12 protein-coding genes and 1 other annotated feature are annotated in these 18,925 nt (G+C 40.2%); all 12 genes read right to left on the bottom strand.

What is annotated here, in order from left to right:
* Positions 1-54 precede the first annotated feature (54 nt).
* The 12 genes from QA584_RS04655 to QA584_RS04595 all read right to left on the bottom strand — a co-directional run bounded on the left by QA584_RS04655 (position 55) and on the right by QA584_RS04595 (position 18,851).
* A complete protein-coding gene (locus QA584_RS04655; protein WP_278273338.1) occupies positions 55-177 on the bottom strand; it encodes a hypothetical protein in 123 nt (40 codons plus the stop codon).
* The gene (locus tag QA584_RS04650; protein WP_278273337.1) at positions 164-3,523 is read right to left on the bottom strand and encodes an ATP-binding protein; all 3,360 of its coding nucleotides are present in this window, start codon (positions 3,521-3,523) and stop codon (positions 164-166) included. Before QA584_RS04650 ends, QA584_RS04655 begins: the two co-directional genes overlap by 14 nt.
* A complete protein-coding gene (locus QA584_RS04645) occupies positions 3,465-4,130 on the bottom strand; it encodes a DUF4194 domain-containing protein (protein WP_278273336.1) in 666 nt (221 codons plus the stop codon). Before QA584_RS04645 ends, QA584_RS04650 begins: the two co-directional genes overlap by 59 nt.
* 134 nt (positions 4,131-4,264) lie before the next feature.
* Complete coding sequence (locus tag QA584_RS04640; RefSeq protein ID WP_278273335.1) at positions 4,265-5,677, bottom strand: Wadjet anti-phage system protein JetA family protein; 1,413 nt, start codon at positions 5,675-5,677, stop codon at positions 4,265-4,267.
* A 254-nt stretch (positions 5,678-5,931) separates the two neighbouring features.
* Positions 5,932-6,693 (bottom strand): InlB B-repeat-containing protein, encoded by a 762-nt coding sequence (locus QA584_RS04635; RefSeq protein ID WP_278273334.1) that lies wholly within the window; start codon positions 6,691-6,693, stop codon positions 5,932-5,934.
* Between the two features lie 245 nt (positions 6,694-6,938).
* Positions 6,939-9,377, bottom strand: coding sequence for a beta-mannosidase (locus QA584_RS04625; protein WP_278273333.1), 2,439 nt, complete (start codon positions 9,375-9,377; stop codon positions 6,939-6,941).
* A gap of 47 nt (positions 9,378-9,424) precedes the next feature.
* Complete coding sequence (locus tag QA584_RS04620) at positions 9,425-10,498, bottom strand: LacI family DNA-binding transcriptional regulator (RefSeq protein WP_278273332.1); 1,074 nt, start codon at positions 10,496-10,498, stop codon at positions 9,425-9,427.
* 437 nt (positions 10,499-10,935) lie between these two features.
* Positions 10,936-12,306, bottom strand: coding sequence for a glycine--tRNA ligase (locus tag QA584_RS04615; RefSeq protein WP_278273331.1), 1,371 nt, complete (start codon positions 12,304-12,306; stop codon positions 10,936-10,938).
* A gap of 140 nt (positions 12,307-12,446) precedes the next feature.
* Positions 12,447-12,695: a binding site (T-box leader), on the bottom strand.
* A gap of 74 nt (positions 12,696-12,769) precedes the next feature.
* Entirely contained in the window at positions 12,770-15,100 is a 2,331-nt protein-coding gene (locus QA584_RS04610; RefSeq protein WP_278273330.1) for a glycoside hydrolase family 95 protein, read from the bottom strand.
* A 32-nt stretch (positions 15,101-15,132) separates the two neighbouring features.
* The gene (locus QA584_RS04605; RefSeq protein WP_278273329.1) at positions 15,133-16,911 is read right to left on the bottom strand and encodes a hypothetical protein; all 1,779 of its coding nucleotides are present in this window, start codon (positions 16,909-16,911) and stop codon (positions 15,133-15,135) included.
* Between the two features lie 44 nt (positions 16,912-16,955).
* Entirely contained in the window at positions 16,956-17,864 is a 909-nt protein-coding gene (locus QA584_RS04600; RefSeq protein WP_278273328.1) for a carbohydrate ABC transporter permease, read from the bottom strand.
* Positions 17,865-17,948: 84 nt separating this feature from the next.
* Entirely contained in the window at positions 17,949-18,851 is a 903-nt protein-coding gene (locus tag QA584_RS04595; RefSeq protein WP_278273327.1) for an ABC transporter permease, read from the bottom strand.
* Positions 18,852-18,925: the final 74 nt, after the last annotated feature.

Below are 18,925 nucleotides of genomic sequence, written 5' to 3'. Positions count from 1 at the left end.
CCATACTACTTTTATTAAATCACGCTGCTCTAATCCTATGGCTTCTTTTATCAATTAAGCTTTTCCTATTATTTTATAATCATTTTCTTCGATTCGTAAGCTTACATTTCCCTCTTTAATCCCATTCCATTTTGTACTCCGTTCATATTTATCCAGGAATAAATTAATCAAGTTCATCTTCATTATCCTCCCCTGCCATAAGAAGTTCGGAAAAATCAGTTTTTTCAAATTCCTGTATCGATATGCGGTTCTTGTTCGGATTGGCATATACGAAGGTTTTGTCTACATTGTCCACATAGTTTTGTATCTTATCATTCGTGGCACTGATGATTGCCTGGAAGCCTAACTTACGGATTAGTCCGATACAGCTTCCTACTTTTTCCGCATCCATTTTGGAAAAGGCTTCGTCCAGAACAACCAGTCTTGGTGTCGGACGTCTTCGTATATTGGGTTTTAAGCTGATTCGGTAAACCTGCGCAAAGCTTGCCAGTAAGGCAACATATAAGGGGTTTTGTCCCTCCCCGCCGGAGTTCTTAGACAGCATCCGGCTTAAACGCATGGGCGGCATTCCTTCTACCAGCTGCTCCATATCAAAAGATAAGTAGGTGCGGTAATCCGAATAATATTCCATATGCATCTTAGCCTGCTCGAGTACTTTCGGATCACTGCTTTCAGGCGGCATAAATAATTCAATCAGTTCATTAATCAGCTCTCCATAACTTTCATTATGCTGCATTGCAAAGATATTCAGCTGGTTATCTACCTGCTTATTCAAATGATAGGGATTAATATCCAGATTTTCATCCATGAACATGTCATAGAATTTACCGGCCTCACCTTTGTTCCTGGTAATAACGAATTTGTATTTGTCCTTACCAAAATCAAGCTGGGCTAAAATCCGGTTTAAATCCTCCTTTTGCTGCATTACTTCTTTTATGGCATCCCGTATTTTATACACAAAGTCAGTTTTAAAATGATGGATGGCTGTTTTTGCCTGATCATTGGCTTTCTCCGTAAACTCACTTAATCTGTCACTGGCTAAGTTATCCAGTAACTGGTCATACTCCTCATTTTCTTTATGGGTTAGGGAAAATCCCCGATAGGAATATTGTTTTTGATAACGCTCCCTGATACTTACCAGACCGTCAAAATCTTTCTCTGCATTTTTATCACGTTCAAGCTTTCGATCAAGGAGATCATTTTTAATTAAGTCCAGTCTGCCTTTTCCTTTTGCCTCCATAAAGATATGAAATGCAGTCTCCCTTTCTTCCTCTTCCTTAAAGTTTCTCTGCCTAAGGAGCAGTTCTTCATTCAGATTAATAAGCTCTTTGTCATACCCATTTAAGGCACTTTTCTTTCTGGCAAGTTCTATAGCGGAGGCTTCCTTAAGGTCTGACTTTGCTTTAATGGTCTGATCTAATTCTTTTTGCTTTTCTCTCCATTTATCAATATCTTTTTCTTTTAGTTCTTTTATTTTGTCGGTATATTCCTGTTTTTTAAGTTCCTGGGCCGGTATGTCCTTTATATCCATAAGATATTTTTCGTAGACATATAAATCTCCGGAAAAGGCTTCATACCCAAGGACCTCCGTTAATTGTTTTAACAGGTCGTCCTGAGGCTTTTTCTCAGACTGCAGTTCGGAAAGGTTATCATTTAACTGTTTTAACCTGCGTTCTATGGCATTTCGACCGATATAAGCATTCTCTTTGTATTCTCTTGGATTAATATGCTGGATTTTATAACCTTGGTAGAGTACGCAGTTTGCTGTGATACCGTTATTGTTTTCCCTGAGTTCATCAATCGATCCACATTTTATGACTCTTCCCAGTAAATAATCCACATATGCCCTTGCATAATCCACCGTTGTTTCTACTTCTTCAGCCAGAGCCAGTTTATTAATCGGTTTTCTGTCCATACTCACCTTTTCGGTATCTACAACTGCCACTTTATAATACTTATCCGAATTCATGCCTTGATAGATTTCCATGGCTTTTTTAGCATAGTTTGGAGGAACCATTAAGGTCAGCTTATTTCCGCCCATATAACCTTCTACTGCATTTCTCCACTCTTCATTCTTCACTTCCAGAAGATCTGCCAGGATATCTACTTGTACGGGGGTTTCATAGAACCGTTCCAATTCTTCGGTTATATATTGTTTTGCTTCCAGCAAATTAGCAGGATACGCCTTCTGACCGCTCTTTAAGGTAATGATCTGCCCTGTGATATCGGCTATCTTCGTTTTCAGTTCTCTAATGGTTACCATAAGGTCATCTTTATCCTTCTGGATATTCTCCCTTGTGGTTTGAATTGCTGCTTTCATATTCTCCATATCAGAAGCAGTTGCTTTATATTCTAAGAAGTTCCTGATATAACCCTTATCTTCAATTGATAATAAGTCTCCAATAAGCCAGGAGTTTAAAAGGTTCCCTGTCTTATCATAGGCGGCTTTGCTTAAGTATTGGTATTCTAAGAGTTGATTTAAGGACCGGAGCTCTTTTTCTAAATGCTCATATCCGCTGTTTTGGATAAAGATTAAGATTTCATCTCTCTTAGCCTGTAGATCTTTTAACTGTGATTCTAATACTCCTACTGTCTCATTTAACTGGTTGACATCCTTTTCATAAGCCTGCTGATAACTGCTGATATGCTCCATTCTTTCTTTCGTGGATAATATATCGATTTTATCCATGTTATATTGGAATTGGATTGCTTCCTTACGGCAGGAATCGTATTTATTATATTGGCTTTTAATCTCTTCCAGGAGAGTAATTTCGTTTTTGGTATCTTCCAGCTTTCTTTTTAAACGGGTATATTGTGCTACACTGTCCTGCATATCTTCTATATGTATGTCATTTTCCACACAAATATAATTCTTTACGAAGTCTTCTAACTTCATATCCATCTTAAAAGGGATTGCTTTCTTAAACAAGGCTGGAAAGTGCTTTTCATGCAGTCCCCCAAAATAATTACCGTAGAGTTCGGAACGGAATTTTTCATTGGTTCTGCTGATAAAATACTCTTCCTTGTTATAATTTTCTTTAAAATATTCTTTTAATTCATTAACCGAGAATACTTTTTCCCCTTCCCGGTATGCGTTTGGGGCAAGTGTTCCTTTATGCCAGAAAAACATACGGTTAATATCATTAACGGATACGTCCACATCAAAAACCACACCGATACTTTGGTATTTCATGCTTTCCACATCCTGAAATTCTAATACAATTGTAGTGGAAAAGTTCTTATTCCGCAGATATCCAGCTTCGTCATTTTCCTGTACTACCTTCATTCCCCTTAAATATTCAATTAAGGACCGGTCAGAGTCCTCCTTGGCAGCTTTATTAAAAAATCCACGGCCATTGCTGTCTGCATATAATATAATCTGCAGGGCGTCAAGTACTGTAGACTTACCGCTTCCGGAATGCCCGGTAAAGAAATTTATGTCTTTATGAAAGGATAATACTTTCTCATTTATATAATGCCAGTTGTTCAGGCACATCTTCGTCAGTGCTTGGTAGCTGCTCATCCGAATCCTCCTCTTCATTTTCCTGATACTGCTCTACGAGTCCCTGGATGGACTGTCCGTTTAAGATTAGGCTTACAGTGGGATATATAATAAGCCTTGTCGTCCCGTCCAATTCCCAATTGTCCTCCATCACTTCAATTACCTGATATTTCTTTAAGACTGTAATGGTCTTTCTTAATTCCGTCGGAGAGATGGTTTTATTGGCCCAAAGCCTGAACAGCAGAAGTTTATCATAGATCTCATCCAGGGTAGTATATACCTGGATGGAATTCGATACCGTGTTCATTTGTTCATCAAAGATAAGCTTGAGTAATAAAAGGAACATCGTAGTCAAACGGCTTAGTTTATCCCCTTGCTGGGTCTGGGTCCTTAAGGCCATGATACCGTACTGCCTGTTTTCAATCAAATCAATATCAGCTATTTTAAAGTATTCCCGTAGAAATTCATAATGTCTTTCACAGATACGGTACAGCTTATTTAACTGGTAACGCTCAGACTTTTTATCAAATTTTCTCTCCAGGATAAAGGTCTGGCTGTACAAATTCTTAATTAATTCCGTCAGTTCTTCCTTCTCTTCATCCAACAGATTATCATAGTACTCAAACATATATTCTCCTATCTCTTTCTCTTAACACAGACGAAACGATTGCCGAAAGTCCGGATATGTGTATGGAATAAATACAAATATAGGTCTATTCATAGAACATACTTTAGTGGACTTTCAAAACCTGGTTAAAATATTCATTTATTTTTTAACTTAAATATCATATCCGGATAACTATATTTACCGCCTGCGATTTTATCCTTTGCTCCGGGAACTACGTAGAATGGGCTGCTCTTACGAACACTGTAATCATATGCTAAAATCAGCAGTTCAAACTCTTCGTCACTGTGAATGGGATGCTCCCTGGTATAATAGAATCCCTCGTTCATCTGGTTTAGGATATACTGTTCAATCTGTTCTTTGCTGTAACGGCTCTTATTACGGTTAATTCGCAGAATATCTTCTTTTGACAATTCTTCTTCTATCATTTCCTGGGCTTCTACGGTTTCTTCAAAAACCCTGCGCCTGCCCCTCTTTTTATAGAGGGATTCCGGTGTAATCACGGTAAAATCATTGATTTGCATCGTATCCGCAGTTTTGCTTATGAGTTCTTCCTTTTGTTCGCCGCCCATCAGATTTAACAGCTGTATGATATTCCCTTTTAAGCTGTCATCGTTATTAAGAAGGTATTCAAGTCTGCTTACGGTAGCGCGGACATATTTACTATGTTCCGTATCAATATGGGCAATCCTTTTCTCCATATTAATAATTCCGTGTTCAATCCCATAGATTAATTCAGTAATTTGATTTTCAACTTCTTCCTTATCTCTTCCTTCTGCTGTCATTTTCTGCAGGAGTGAGGTCAGACGGCTTTCATCTTCCTGAATGAGACGGAGAAGTTTTTTAATGTCATTTTTATAGATATAAAAGTTATCGTTGGTCTTTAACAGACTGTACTTTTTGTTGATAATAGTATCCACATATACGGTAAGGTGCTCTTTCAGCAGGTCTTCATAATTCTCTTTTTCTAAGAGGGTTGCAAAGAACCGGTCCATGTTGTGAAGCATGTCCTGTAAAGAGCGGTTTAGCCTGGTAGTATTAATCAGGGCTGATTTTAGCAGTTCTAATCCCGCCTTACCATCGTGGTAAAAGGAATATATATTGGTGTATACGTTCTGTATGTATAAATCCGTTTCATTGGAATCCGGGTTCAGTAACCGTTTAAATATCTCAATGAACATGGAGGAGTAATCCGGAATCACAATATTAGTTTTAAAAGAACTGTAATCTTCTACTTTCTTTAACCAGGTAAACCGGATGAGACGGTTTAAAATCTTTGTCGCCATGGGTTCAAAACGGTCTGCCTCTTCCTCTTCATCCTCTGCGGTAATATCTACTATTCGGTTTGAGAAATGCTCCGCTATAAGCTGGATACAAGATTCCCTGGATAAAAAGTAATCGTTATATAAATATTCGTCATATATCAACATAAGAGTTTCCATATAAATATAGCGGTTCTGGGATTTAAACAAGCTCCAGAATTGCTGTGGTATCTTATAGATTTCTTTCATCTCTTCGCGGCACCTTTCTACTTTCAATCTTTCTTTCACCTTTACACTCACCCGCATATCACAGGTTCTGCCTTTGAAACTGCCAATTATAAAATCAAGTGAAAAATCTCTGGGTCATCTGCCAATATACTGTCTATTCTAACATAAAACTGCATAAAATGGGATAATTAAAATATAACAGCAAAAAATAACTGCCCCATTCATGTCCTTCGGGCAGTTATCTTTAATAATTTCTGGTATGAATCTTATTTATATCATTTTATCTTATAGCTATATTTCTATCACCCACTAAGTCAATACCATCTTGCAAATAACATAAGCGGATCTGTCTCTGCTGCCACCTTATTCTCCGGTACAGCCTCCGCCTCCACTTTAGCAAAGTCCTCCCAGGTAAACCAACCGCCGAATTTAAAACCTTCTCTGACTGGCTTGGGTAATTTACCATATTTTTTGCCGCAGGTAACTTCCAGTTCATAGGAGTCCCCATTATAGGCGATTAACGTAATGGTAAGTTTTTTAGGTGTCCAATGGGCATAAAGTTTCTTCCTGGCAGTTTCGTCAAACACAGTACTGGCTTTCACTTTCACTCCTGCCTTTGCAGTTGTGTACCAGCCATCAAATACATAATTTTCTCTGGAAGGTGTCGGAAGCTGGTTTAAGTATTTTGTACCATAATAAACGGTAACGGTCTCCTTACTTACCTTTCCTCCGTTGGCATCCAGAGTTAAAGTATAGGGGTTACCTGTCCACTGGGCATACAAGGTATGATTTCTTGGTATTTTAACCTTATTGCCTTGGGTTATCTTAGCTCCGCCGCTAGGGAAAGTATACCAGCCTTTAAACGTATAATACTCTTTTGTCGGTACCGGCAGCTCTCCGTAACTATCGGTCACATTGGCTGTAGTGTCATCAAAGGTTCCGCCCATTGCCTTGAATGTTATCGTATAGGTTGTGCTGTTATTCTGCTCTGCTGCCTCTGTTTTAACCGAAACAGATACGATATATAAAAGTATACTAAATATAATAAAGAATGCTTTTTCCTTATTTTTAATCATAGAAACAGGCTCCCGTCTAAATTATAATATACTTATCATATCGGTCGTTTCTTTATAATCCTTAAATGAATATACTAGTTTCCCTGTTCTTTTATTTCCGGAAATAATTTCTCTTTATAATAACTATCAGCCTGATAAATCGCACCTAAAGGATTATGAGCCAAAACCCGGTCTTTTACCGCCAGAACCGTAACCGGCGCTTTTGAGTATTTAAAAAACAGGGAATCTTTAAAGAGCTTCTATTCTTACCGAATATCAAATACACTTCTTAATTTAATACCCACTGGTGTTCCGCTAAGGATTTTTACCTTTTTCTCACCTGCATCCATATCAAAATAGTTGTCAGAGAGGATGATATCTTCCTCTTCATTCAGTATTTCAACACTCTTGGCATAAGCCCCTGCGGATACAATAATATAATCTCCTTCCAGGCGGTAAGTAAGTTTTGGATCTTCAAATTTAAAATATTTAGGGTAGGAGAATAATACACTGCCTCCGGATATCACTTCACCATCCATCCTCAATTCATAACTTACATATTCCTTATAAATATCGGTATCAGGCAATTCTACTTTATCAAGCCATACACTGGTAAGGGCAGGAACCTTTATACTCTGTTCTTCTTTCCTTAGAATCTGGGCCTTTGCATTTCGAAGAGTCCATATAATCGTTACGTTCTTCTCCATAAGGGTTTCATTGGCAGCACTTAATCTTATGGACTTTTCAAAGTCAAAATGCTCATGGTTAATACCCTTGCCGGAGGTCATCAAGCCCTCTTCTTCACAGGAGAGCATCACCGGTGCAAAGAAACGCTTTGCAGCATAATGAAGTGCTTTTAACCTGCCGGTATAATCCACGGAGGACCAGGAAGCAACCGGCCAGCAGTCATTTAACTGCCAATAGATTGCGCCCATACAGCGTCCTCTGTTTCTTCTAAAATGCTCTACCCCGTAGCGGATGGCATCTGCCTGTAACAGCTGGGAGGCATATAAAACTGTCTTAAAATCCGTCGGATAACGATAAATCTGCTGCAAATAATTCATGATTTTACCGTTGGCACTGCCGTTACGCTGATGCTTTTCCATCACATAGGAAAAGATATTAAAGTCTTCTGTGTTATCGGTAAAGGTTTCAACGGTCTTAAAGGTCGGAAAGCTCTGGAAACCAAACTCGGAAGCATAGCGGAAGAAAAACTTACGGTATTCGGAAAATGGTTTATTTCCATGCCACACATCCCAGTAATGTACATCTCCCCGGTCTGGACTGTTCGGCTCGTCAAAGCTTCCGCCGGAGGAGGGACTGGCCGGCCAGTAGAAGGTCTGGGGATCATATTTTAACAAGATTTCAGGCAGGATACGTTCATACATGAATAGATAATCCCTGACTTCTCTTTTGGTTTTAATAAAAACACCAACTGCGGCAAACATCTCCATCTCATTGTTTCCGCACCAAAGTCCCAGAGAGGCATGATGGCGGAGTCTCTTTATATTATCAATGAATTCCTGTCGGATATTCGCTTCAAACTCTGGTGTTAAATCATATGCACCGCAGGCAAACATAAAATCCTGCCAAACCACAAGACCAAGTTCATCACAGATATCATAAAACCAATCCTCCGGGTAATATCCGCCTCCCCAGACACGGATTGCATTGAAGTTTGCAAACTTTGCTTTTTCCAAAAGGCTTCTGGAGGTTTCCGGTGTTACCCTTCCAAGGAGGTTATCTTCTGGGATGTAATCTGCACCCATGGCAAAGATTGATACCCCATTCACCTCATGAGCAAAGCTCTCCCCCCATTCATCCTTTTGTAGGTGCATGGTCATAGTACGAAGACCGATTCTCTTTTCCTGTTCGTCCAGTACTTCCGCGCCTGACTTAAGTATTACCTTTACCCGGTAAAGGTCCTGTGGGCCATAACCATTGGGCCACCAGAGCTTTGGATTGTTAATTTCGATTTTCTCTGGTGAACCTTCATACACTGCAGTTTCCCCTAACGGTGATGTAATCTCTACGGTATACCCGGTGTCTTGTCCCATTTCAGAAACAGCTTCTGTCGTAACCTGAAACTTAAGAGTCACTTTATTCTTCTCATGTTCCTGTGTAATGTATAAATCCTCAATTCTTGCCTTATTGATACCAAGAAGTGATACTGGTCTGAATATACCGGCATCCGGAAGGCGGATACCCCAGTCCCAGCCAAACATACAGTGGGCTTTCCTTATATGGACAAAGCCTTCCATAGCATCTTCTGCCCCAATGGTGGGTCTCTTCGCATATTCATCTCTAATGTATCTGGTCGGTGAATGGAATACTATCTTTAAGGAATTGTTCACTTCCATAAGCAATTCTTTTACCTCAAATTCCCAAATGCGGTGCATGTTATCTGTGCTGCCAAGAACCGTTCCATTTAAGCTGATATCAGTTAAGGTATCAAGACCATCAAAATGAAGTACCACCCTGTCACTTTCTAGGAATTCCTTTTCACAGGAAAATTCCGTCACATACTCATAATCGTCTTCCATGAATTCCAGGGCTTTGTCTTCATTGTCTTTCCAAAAGGGATCTTCCATAACCTGATTTCTTAGTAAATCCGTATACACCGTCCCCGGAACTACTGCTTCATAGTAATCCTTGTCACCAAGCTTTCGCATGTTCCAATTGTCATTTAATTTCTTTTGCCACATACACTACACTTCTCCTGTTCTTATTATTCGATTTCCTTCTGTTCTTATTATTCATTTTCTTTCAGTTCTTCCTGACTTATTATCTTGTTGGTCGATTCCCGGTAGATGACCTTTGTCCTCATTCTTACAGATACCAAAGGGTGTCTTGGATTATTAATACGGATAAAAAGTTCTTCCACCGCCCGCTCACCCAGTTCGATTTTATGGCAGTCAACTGTGGTTAACTGTAACAGATCAGACTCAAAGGTGTTGTCAAAGCCGCTAACCGCTATATCCTCCGGCACCTTTTTGCCAAGCTTTTGCAAAGCCTGGATGACATTTAATGCGGTAAAATCATTGGCACATACAAAGGCGGTCGGAAGTTTTGTAAGACCAGTTACTGCTTCTTGAATCTGTACAGAGGTCATGGGAGCGGATTGCATGATAAGGCAGCAAAGGCTTTCATCTATTGGCAAATTGCATTTTTCCATACCCCTCTTAAATCCAAGCCACCGTTCTCTAAAGCTCCTGCAACTTGCGATTTCTCCCACATAACCAATCTGCCTGTGACCGTTTTTAATAAGCTCCGCGGTTATTTCTGTCAGCGGCTCCTCATTACACATCATGATTGTATCCGTAATCAGGTTATAGTCATTGGCCTCCTTTATGGTATCGATAGATACCAATGGCAGTCCAAACGTAAGCATTTTTTTAATGTGGTTTTTATTAAAATTCCCCATGGTAATAATGCCTTGTGAACGCTTTGGATTAAAGTTTGTCGGTATGAAAAAGGAGGTTTCATCATAACTTTTGACCAGGCAAAGATTTAAATCCATGCCATGCCTTACCAGTCCGCCCGCAACTCCTTTAATGACCTGCCCCCAAAAGGTACCGGCATGACCGCCCTCAAAGGTAAATAAGCTGACAGCCTGATCCCCTTGATTGGTTTCACTATCCTCATATACCGCGGCAGCTTCTTTCAGGTCAAGACCTTTCTTACTGTACCCCAGCTCGAAAGCTTTTCGCAGTACAAACTGTCTCATATCCTCATTGATACTGTCTGAGCCATTCAGGGCTTTTGATACGGTAAGCCTTGAAATGCCGAGGCGGTCCGCTATTTCCTGTTGTGTAATTTTTTTCATGAACTGTTTGCTCCTTATGAAAATGTAAGCATCTTTGTAAGTATTTTTGTAAGCTCAAATGTAAGCATTACGCAAATACAAGTTACATTACCTTACATTTTACATGACAAAAGGTGTAAAGTAAAGTCTAAAATCAGAATTTAGTGATGTAATCATTCATCTAAAAGGCAATGTGTTTTTAATATTCGAGTCCAGTAAATTCGTATAGGTCTTTATTGAGTAATGTAAACTGCTCATAGGTATAACTTCCTCTCCGGGAGGTGCGCATCCAGAACGAAGCCTCTTCCGCTTAAGCCTCAAGTGTCTCCTTCAGGTCGTGTTTTTGTTTTTACAAGATAGTTTCTGATACTTTCCTAAAAATCAATAAGTCTCCTGCTTACATTTTGTAAACAAGAGACTTATTATTCCTAACTGCTGCAAATCAACTGTAACAGTTCTTACAGTCTCATTGATTTTTCAATATATTCCGTCAATTCACCGATGTCTATGGTAATCTGCTGCATAGAATCCCGCTCACGCAGGGTAACGGTTCCATGTTCTAACGTATTGTCATCAATGGTAACCGCAAAAGGAGTACCAATCACGTCACCTCTGCGGTAGCGTTTACCGATATTGCCGGCATCATCATAGGTAACCATAAAGTGCTTTCTCAGATTCTTGTATAATTCCAGGGCTTTTTCACTGTGGCGCTTCTTGATTAACGGAAGTACGCTTACTTTCACCGGGGCTAACATAGGGTGTATCTTTAGGACCTGCCTGGTTTCACCGCCTTCTAATTCTTCCTCCTCAAGGGCTTCAAACATAACAGCTAAAAAGATGCGGTCCAGCCCATAAGTGGATTCCACAATATAGGGAATATATTTTTCCTTGGTCTGTTCTTCATAATATTCCAGGCTCTTTCCGGAATATTCCTGATGCCTCTTAAGGTCAAAATCTGTTCTGTTATGGGTTCCGTTAATTTCTCCCCAGCCAAAAGGAAATAAATATTCGATATCACAGGCTGCTTTAGCATAATGCGCTAATTTCTCATGGTCATGATATCTTAAATGTTCTTTTGCAAGACCTAAAAACTGAAAGAAAGAGATACCATATTCTTTAAAATAATCATACAATTCCTCATCCGTACCCTGTTTACAAAAGGTCTGGAATTCCATCTGTTCGAATTCTATGGTCCGAAAGGTAAAATTTCCGGGGGTTATTTCATTTCGAAAGGCTTTTCCAATCTGACCGATACTAAAGGGCAGCTTTGTCCGCATGGTACGAAGGACGTTTAAAAAGTTTACATATTCCCCCTGGGCATTTTCCGGTCTTAAATAAATCATATTGGTACTGCCCTGCGTTACTCCTCTCTGGGTAGCAAACATCAGGTTAAACTGGCGGATATCCGTAAAGTTGGATTTTCCGCATTTGGGACAGGGTATCTGATGCTCTTTTATATAGGTTAACATTTCCTCCTGTGACATAGCGTCCGCATTGGCAGAAGCATCATACTCCTGAATCAGGTTATCGGCCCGGTGTCTGGTTTTACATTCCTTACAATCCAGCAGCGGATCCGTGAAACTGGATAAATGCCCGCTGGCCTCCCAGACCGTAGGATTCATCAGGATATCTGAATCAATTTCATAACTGTTTTCTCTTTGCTGAATAAAATAATACCTCCAGGCGTCTTTTAGGTTGTTTTTGAGCCTGGTACCAAGGGGACCATAATCCCAGGTATTTGCTAGTCCTCCGTATATTTCGCTGCCCTGGAATATAAATCCGTATTGATTGCAATATGCTGCAAATTCTTCCATTGATAACTTTTTCATCTTGTAACCTCCATTTTTTATTTTTATTATGAACAGAATGCCTGTTATGGCACTCCTGTAAGACCAGAACGTACCTGCAAAACAAAAAAAGTCCGCCCTAAGCCAATTGCTTAGGGCGAACTTATAAGTAACGATTCCCTTAACGGGACATCTGTTTAAAGTCCGTGGTACCACCTAAATTCAGGATAACCTGCACTCAATTACAGCACTCAAATCTTTATGCTGCTTCCTCTGATAACGGTGGAATCTTCCGTTGGTATCTACTGGGAATTGCTCCGTTCAACCCACAGCTCTAAGGTGCCTTCTATGTTAATTTCGTAAAGATTCTCACCTGCCATCTTCTCTCTGAAATCCAATTAACATATACTATTCCTTGTCACAGCCTTTAAATTTTGATTTATTCTATCATTTTAAGGGTTGTACTGTCAAGGTTAAACTTATGAATTTACACTATTTTAGCCGGTCATCTGACGCAGCTTACTCTTACGGGGGTATCTGCATATAATGTAACCTTTTGTTTCTCATTCTTAATACGCACTTCTACCGTCTGTTCTTTTACTGAAGTAAGCACTGCATAATCCAGCTCCTGATTTTTAAACCAGATATCTGCCGTAACATTGCCCCGGCATTTTAAACCCTTTATATATCCGTCTGAAAACGCTGCCGGTAGAGCCGGTAGCAGATGAAGGCTGCCCTCCTCACTCTGCACAAACATTTCTGCCATTCCTGCTGCAGCGCCAAAATTTCCGTCAATCTGAAAAGGTGGATGAGCATCAAACATATTTTTATAGATGCCGGAACCATCCGAAAAGTTATAATCATCAGAACCTGCGGGACGCATAATCATTTTTAACATTTCCAGACATTTATCCCCTTCTTGCAGTCTTGCCCATAAGCAGATTTTCCAGGCCTGTCCCCAGCCCGTACCAACGGAGCCTCTGTTAATCAAAGCTACTCTGCAGGCTCCTGCCAGTTCCGGGGTCTTATCTATTGTAACTTCCTGGGAGGGATATAGGCAGTAAAGATGAGAGGAATGGCGGTGGTGCACTTCCACTTCTTCGTACTCTTCGCTATATTCTAATAATTGACCTTTTAAACCAATGCGGTAATAAGGCAATTTATGATACGCTGTTTTTATCTTGCTCTCCAAAGCATCGGTTAAGCCAGTCTTCTCAAGTGCCATTAAGGTTGTAGAAAAGAGTTCTCTTATGATAGCGATATCCATGGCAGGCATTTTATCCAGATGATAGATTTGTCCATCCTTTTTATAACAATTCTCCGGGGAAATGGAGATTCCGGTTACCAAATGCCCGTCTGTATCTTCCTTTAAAAAGTCCAGATAAAAACTGGATGCTTTTAGCATAATGGGAAGAGCTGTTTCTTTTAAGAAATCCAAATCTCCGGTAAACAGGTAATGTTCAAAAAGGTGGCGGCACAGCCAGCCAGAAGACATAGGCCAGTAAGCATAACCGGTACAGTCCGCTTCCTCTGCCGTTCGTGGACCTACCGGAGCCGTATGGGCCCAAATATCCGAATTATGATGAGAAACCCAGCCCTTACTGTTATGATGCAGTCTTGCAGTCTTCTCTCCAGTATGGGAAAGATTTTTTATCAGTTCGATTAATGGCTCACCACATTCTGTCAGGTTACAGGTTTCAGAAAGCCAGTAATTCATCTGGGTATTAATATTAATGGTATAGTTACTGCTCCAGGGTGCCCGCAGTTCCTGATTCCAGATTCCCTGAAGATTAGCAGCCTGGGTGTTCGGACGGGAACTAGCTATTAACAGATACCTGTTAAACTGGAAGAATAATTCATACAGCCCTGGATCTTCTGCTCCTTCACTGAATTTTCTAATCCGCTGGTCCGTTGGAAGTTCAATATTGCTTTCACCTAAATGCAGTTCCATCCGGTTAAATAAAGACTGGTGGTCTTTTACATGCTCCTCCAGTAAATCCTTATAAGATTTATCTGAAAGACCTTTCAGATACCTGGTGTTTCTTTCTCCAGGGTCGGCCGTCGGCAGCTGATGATAGGACACAAAACTGGTTGCCAGGGATACCAGTATAACTGCCTTTTCCGCACCTTTTATGGATATGGTCTGATTCTTAAAACTGACTTCACCATCGGTACTGTGCAGTTGAATACGTCCTTCAAAGGTTTCCGTGCAATGCTTTTCATCATAAAGGATTGGATCTTCGACCTCATAATAGCTTGGCATGCATTCATACGGTGCCTTACCGGAGAGGATCAGATTATTTTCATTATTACGTACTTCATGTTTTAACAGACTGTCAGCCGAAATAGTCATATTAATTGCAGGTTCAGAGGCAGTAAGGGAAATTACCAGGACCTGTGCCGGTCTGCTGACAAATACTTCCCGCCGGTATGTAACCTCACCACAACGAAATACCGTTGACGCCACCGCGGTCTCTAAATCCAGTTCTCTGCGGTATTCTTCTGCCTCTCCGGGCAAAGCAAAATCCAGATACAGATTTCCAAAAGGCAGATAGCTTTCCGTCCAGTGTCCCAGCATATGAAGGTCCGTTATCTTTTGAGCTGTTTTAATATCCCCTTCCATAACTGCTTTTCTTGCTTCTTCCAGGTATTGACCGGCCTCTTTGTTATTTTTATCCTTAGGGCACCCAGACCAAAGGGTATCCTCATTCAACTTAATGATTTCACGGGTTGTTCCACCATAAACCATTCCACCTATCCTGCCATTACCCACAGCTAGTGCATCTTCCCAGATTTTCGAGGGTTCGTCGTACCATAACTTCAATTGTCCAGACATAAATATATCTCCTTTTGCTTATTATTTCGTTTCTATCTGCCATATTCTTTCATTTCGTTATCATAAATTTTTGCATTCTTGCAGCAGGACAAAGAAATAATCTCTGACTGGTCATCTATAATTTCTCCGATACATATGATTTTATTATGATAAAACTGAAGATTCTCAACATTCTCTCCCACCAGTACTTTATCCTTATGAATATAAAATACATTATCATGAATCCGGATATTTTTATGAACCGGATAATCTTCACCCGGAAGTTTTCCCCCTTTTACGATGGGTTCGATACAGATAGCTGTATTTCCTGCCGTATAACCATAGGGATTTAATAGATAGAAATTGTTATTCCTGATTTCCATATCTCTGACCGGGCCGGATTCATACCAGTCATTACTGTCATTGGATATAAATACAGAAGCCATACCCATACCTGTGAATTCATTTTCTTCTAGCACTACTTTCTTTCTGGTGGTACACAAAATACCTCTGGTAGGAATGGTCTCAAACCGGCATTTTCTTATCAGCACCGAAGGCGTATAAGTCTCATTCTCCGCTACATAAAGGCCTTCCATACCTATTTTTTCAGAAAGGCAGGCCGGCAGTTCTTCTGCAAAGGTAACTCTCATGCTTTTTCCGTCTTCCGACATAACTGCGCCGGCAGAATCCACTGTATACCGGGCTTCCCCATTTACTCCCTGTAAGGTATCCCTGGCATAGAATATAACGTTATCTCCTGAATAGAAGCCAGGAAAACCTCCCTGCTGGTTATGGACATATTCCAGAATCAGGGTGTGGGGATCTAGCATTTCCCTGACTCTGGTAAAAGTGCCGTGTATATTAATCGAATCGTCATGGGCATTACTAAATTCACTTTCTTCAATCCGTATTTCCCCGGAGGCTCCGGATACATGGATTAAGTCCGCAAAGCCGGCAGCCCTTCTCCCTGTATCCTCACGAGGCATAAACCGGCAGTTTTTAAAGGCTACATTATGGCACATTTGGACCAGCCAGCCGAAACTGTTAAGAAAATGAACACCCACATTCTTCACTCCTACTCTCTCACTTTCCCATAGAAAGGCTCCGGCCGTTTCCCTGTAGGCATTTCGGCAGATTTCAAAGCACATACCGGGCTGCAGCTCTTTTGATACCTTATCCTTGTAAGTAATTTTTAGCCGGTGTCCCTTAAGCTCCTGTATTTCTTTTACATTGGAAAAAGGCCACATTTCCTCCTGGCACCGGATGGCGGTCTTATCCCTGGGGTTATAGACAACAATGGCATCCACATATTCCTGATTTTTAAAGTTCCAATAGGTTTCCCCGGTCAGCGGACTTTTTTCAAACCAGTACACATCATTTTGATGGATTTCATAGGTCTGGGCCGGCGGCACCGTATAGATGACCTGATTCTTCGTAACCTGCACAACTTCCATTTCAGAAACCGTTGCACAAGGAAAATCCCAGGAAAAATTGCTCAGTTCGATTTGTTTGCTTTGTACCACTGCAAGGGCCATCATATTGCCGTGAAAAAGAAAAAGGGAGCCGTCTCCGTCAATACATAAGTCCTCCTGCTCCTCTAGTAAAATTCCGATATGTTTGACCGGATAATCGTGGCTGTTTGTATTAGAGGTATGATAAATCCTCCTCTGCGCATTCTCTTTATAAAAGTGATACTCTCCTCTGGGAAATAAGAGGGTTGCAGCTTCATTACTGTTCTTAATAGCTTCCAGTGCGTTCTGAACTGGTACGGTACAGTCCTTACCGTCAGCTTTTGCACCATAATCCAAAATATTTATTATTTTTCGTTCCATATGATTCACTTGTAGCAATCCTCTCACACTTATGTTTCTTGTTTTTATTCCTTTACTGCTCCGATCATAACGCCCTTAACAAAATACTTCTGGACAAAGGGATACACTACAAGAATGGGTACTGTTGCCACTACAATAGTAGCATAACAGATTACCTGTTTTAAAAGATATGCATCAGCCTCTGTCTTTAAATTATTCTGGAAAGATGTTTCCATTACATCCTCTTGTACCAGTATTTCTCTTAGAAACATCTGCAGAGGGTATAAATTACGCTTTGCCTGAAGATATACCAGGGCATTATACCATTCTCCCCATTTACTAACTGCATAGAATAAGACTATGGTAGCCAGAGCCGCTTTCGACAAGGGCAGAACGATTTTTAATAATATCCGTAACTGACCGGCGCCGTCTAATTTAGCAGACTCCATTAAACTGACGGGAACGGTTTCAAAGGAGGTCCTTAGTACAATCAGATTCCAGACACTTAAAGCTCCCGGGATAATCATTGCAAAGGGAGTATTGGTAATTCCCATTTTCTGAACGATTAAAAATGTTGGTATCATACCACCGTTAAAAAACATAGTAAAGATGATAAAAAGCAAAATTGGTTTTTTTAACATATATCCCTTTAAGGACAGTGCATAAGCACCTAAAACAGTAATGACCATGCTGAATAACGTTCCAATTATAACATAAAAAAAGGTATTGCGAAAGCCAATCCATATATTAGCTGTTTGAAATACCTGCTTATAGCCTCTTAAGGAAAAGCCCGCCGATCGAAGGAGTACTCCTGTAACTTTGCCAAGCTCCACCGGATCACTGAAAGAACCAAATACCACATATAAAAATGGATAGATGGTTATAATCATTAAAACCATCATAAAAATATAATTAAATACCTGAAACGTCTTTTCTCCGGCACTCATTTTGATTTTATTATTTTTTTTACTCATAAATTCCTCTCACTCCTGGACAGTATTTTCAAGTCTTTTGCGTGATAGCAAAACTTCACCAGCTTACCACTTAAAAACTTTTCCTTACCACAAACTGGTCTCATTAACTTTGCGGCTCAGTCGGTTCGCACCTGTAAGCAGTACTAGATTGATTGCAGAGTTAAATAAACCTACAGCCGATGAATAACTGTAATTCATATCTATAAATCCCTTCCGGTAAACATAAGTGGAGATGATATCGGAAGTATCGTAGGTCAACGGGGTCTGCAATAAGAAGGCTTTTTCCCATCCCACGCTCATAAGACCTCCCACTGCCAGAATAAACATAATAACAACCGTCGGCATGATTCCTGGTATCGTTACATGCCTGATCTGTCTGAATCTGCCGGCACCGTCTATCCTTGCAGCTTCATATAATTCCTCCTGAATTCCAGATATTGCAGCAATATAGATAATCGAGCCCCAGCCAAAGCCCTGCCAGATATCTGATATTACGTAAATTGATCGAAAATAGTTCGAATCGCTGATCAGACTTCCGGAATGATGTGTTATGGTATTGATAAAAGATGTAATGAAGCCATCACCATTGGTAAATTTCAGGATAATTCCTGAGATAACGACCGTTGTAATAAAGTGGGGCAGATATGTCACGGTCTGGATTAGTTTCTTATACCGAAGTACTCGGATTTCATTTAAAAGCAGTGCAAAAATAACCGGTGTCACAAACCCAAACAGGAGATTGAGCCCACTAATCCATAAGGTATTGGAAAGTACCCTTCCAAAATAAATGGAACTGAAAAATTGTTCAAAATATTTAAAACCAACCCAGGGACTCTCTAAAATTCCAAGCCTTGGCTTAAAGTTTTTAAAGGATATTAATATTCCATACATTGGCATATAGTTAAAAATAAAAAGGTATATCATGACCGGCAATAGCATCAGATAAATTGCTTTATTCTTACGCAGATCCTTCCATAATTGTTTCATATTGGATTCCTTTCTTATGAAAAGCGACTTATCTGCTTTATTAGAAGACAGATAAGCCGCTATGCATTACTGCC

Source organism: Anaerocolumna sp. AGMB13025 (assembly GCF_029689925.1).
Classification (GTDB): domain Bacteria; phylum Bacillota; class Clostridia; order Lachnospirales; family Lachnospiraceae; genus Anaerocolumna.
This window is presented reverse-complemented; position numbering and strand designations above follow the sequence as displayed.

Excerpts from the sequence above, each read along its gene's own strand:
- QA584_RS04600 (WP_278273328.1), bottom strand. The coding sequence starts at position 17,864 with ATGAGTAAAAAAAATAATAAAATCAAAATGAGTGCCGGAGAAAAGACG.
- QA584_RS04595 (WP_278273327.1), bottom strand. The coding sequence starts at position 18,851 with ATGAAACAATTATGGAAGGATCTGCGTAAGAATAAAGCAATTTATCTG.
- QA584_RS04625 (WP_278273333.1), bottom strand. The coding sequence starts at position 9,377 with ATGTGGCAAAAGAAATTAAATGACAATTGGAACATGCGAAAGCTTGGT.
- QA584_RS04610 (WP_278273330.1), bottom strand. The coding sequence starts at position 15,100 with ATGTCTGGACAATTGAAGTTATGGTACGACGAACCCTCGAAAATCTGG.
- QA584_RS04645 (WP_278273336.1), bottom strand. The coding sequence starts at position 4,130 with ATGTTTGAGTACTATGATAATCTGTTGGATGAAGAGAAGGAAGAACTG.
- QA584_RS04655 (WP_278273338.1), bottom strand. The coding sequence starts at position 177 with ATGAACTTGATTAATTTATTCCTGGATAAATATGAACGGAGTACAAAA.
- QA584_RS04620 (WP_278273332.1), bottom strand. The coding sequence starts at position 10,498 with ATGAAAAAAATTACACAACAGGAAATAGCGGACCGCCTCGGCATTTCA.
- QA584_RS04605 (WP_278273329.1), bottom strand. The coding sequence starts at position 16,911 with ATGGAACGAAAAATAATAAATATTTTGGATTATGGTGCAAAAGCTGAC.
- QA584_RS04615 (WP_278273331.1), bottom strand. The coding sequence starts at position 12,306 with ATGAAAAAGTTATCAATGGAAGAATTTGCAGCATATTGCAATCAATAC.
- QA584_RS04635 (WP_278273334.1), bottom strand. The coding sequence starts at position 6,693 with ATGATTAAAAATAAGGAAAAAGCATTCTTTATTATATTTAGTATACTT.
- QA584_RS04650 (WP_278273337.1), bottom strand. The coding sequence starts at position 3,523 with ATGAGCAGCTACCAAGCACTGACGAAGATGTGCCTGAACAACTGGCAT.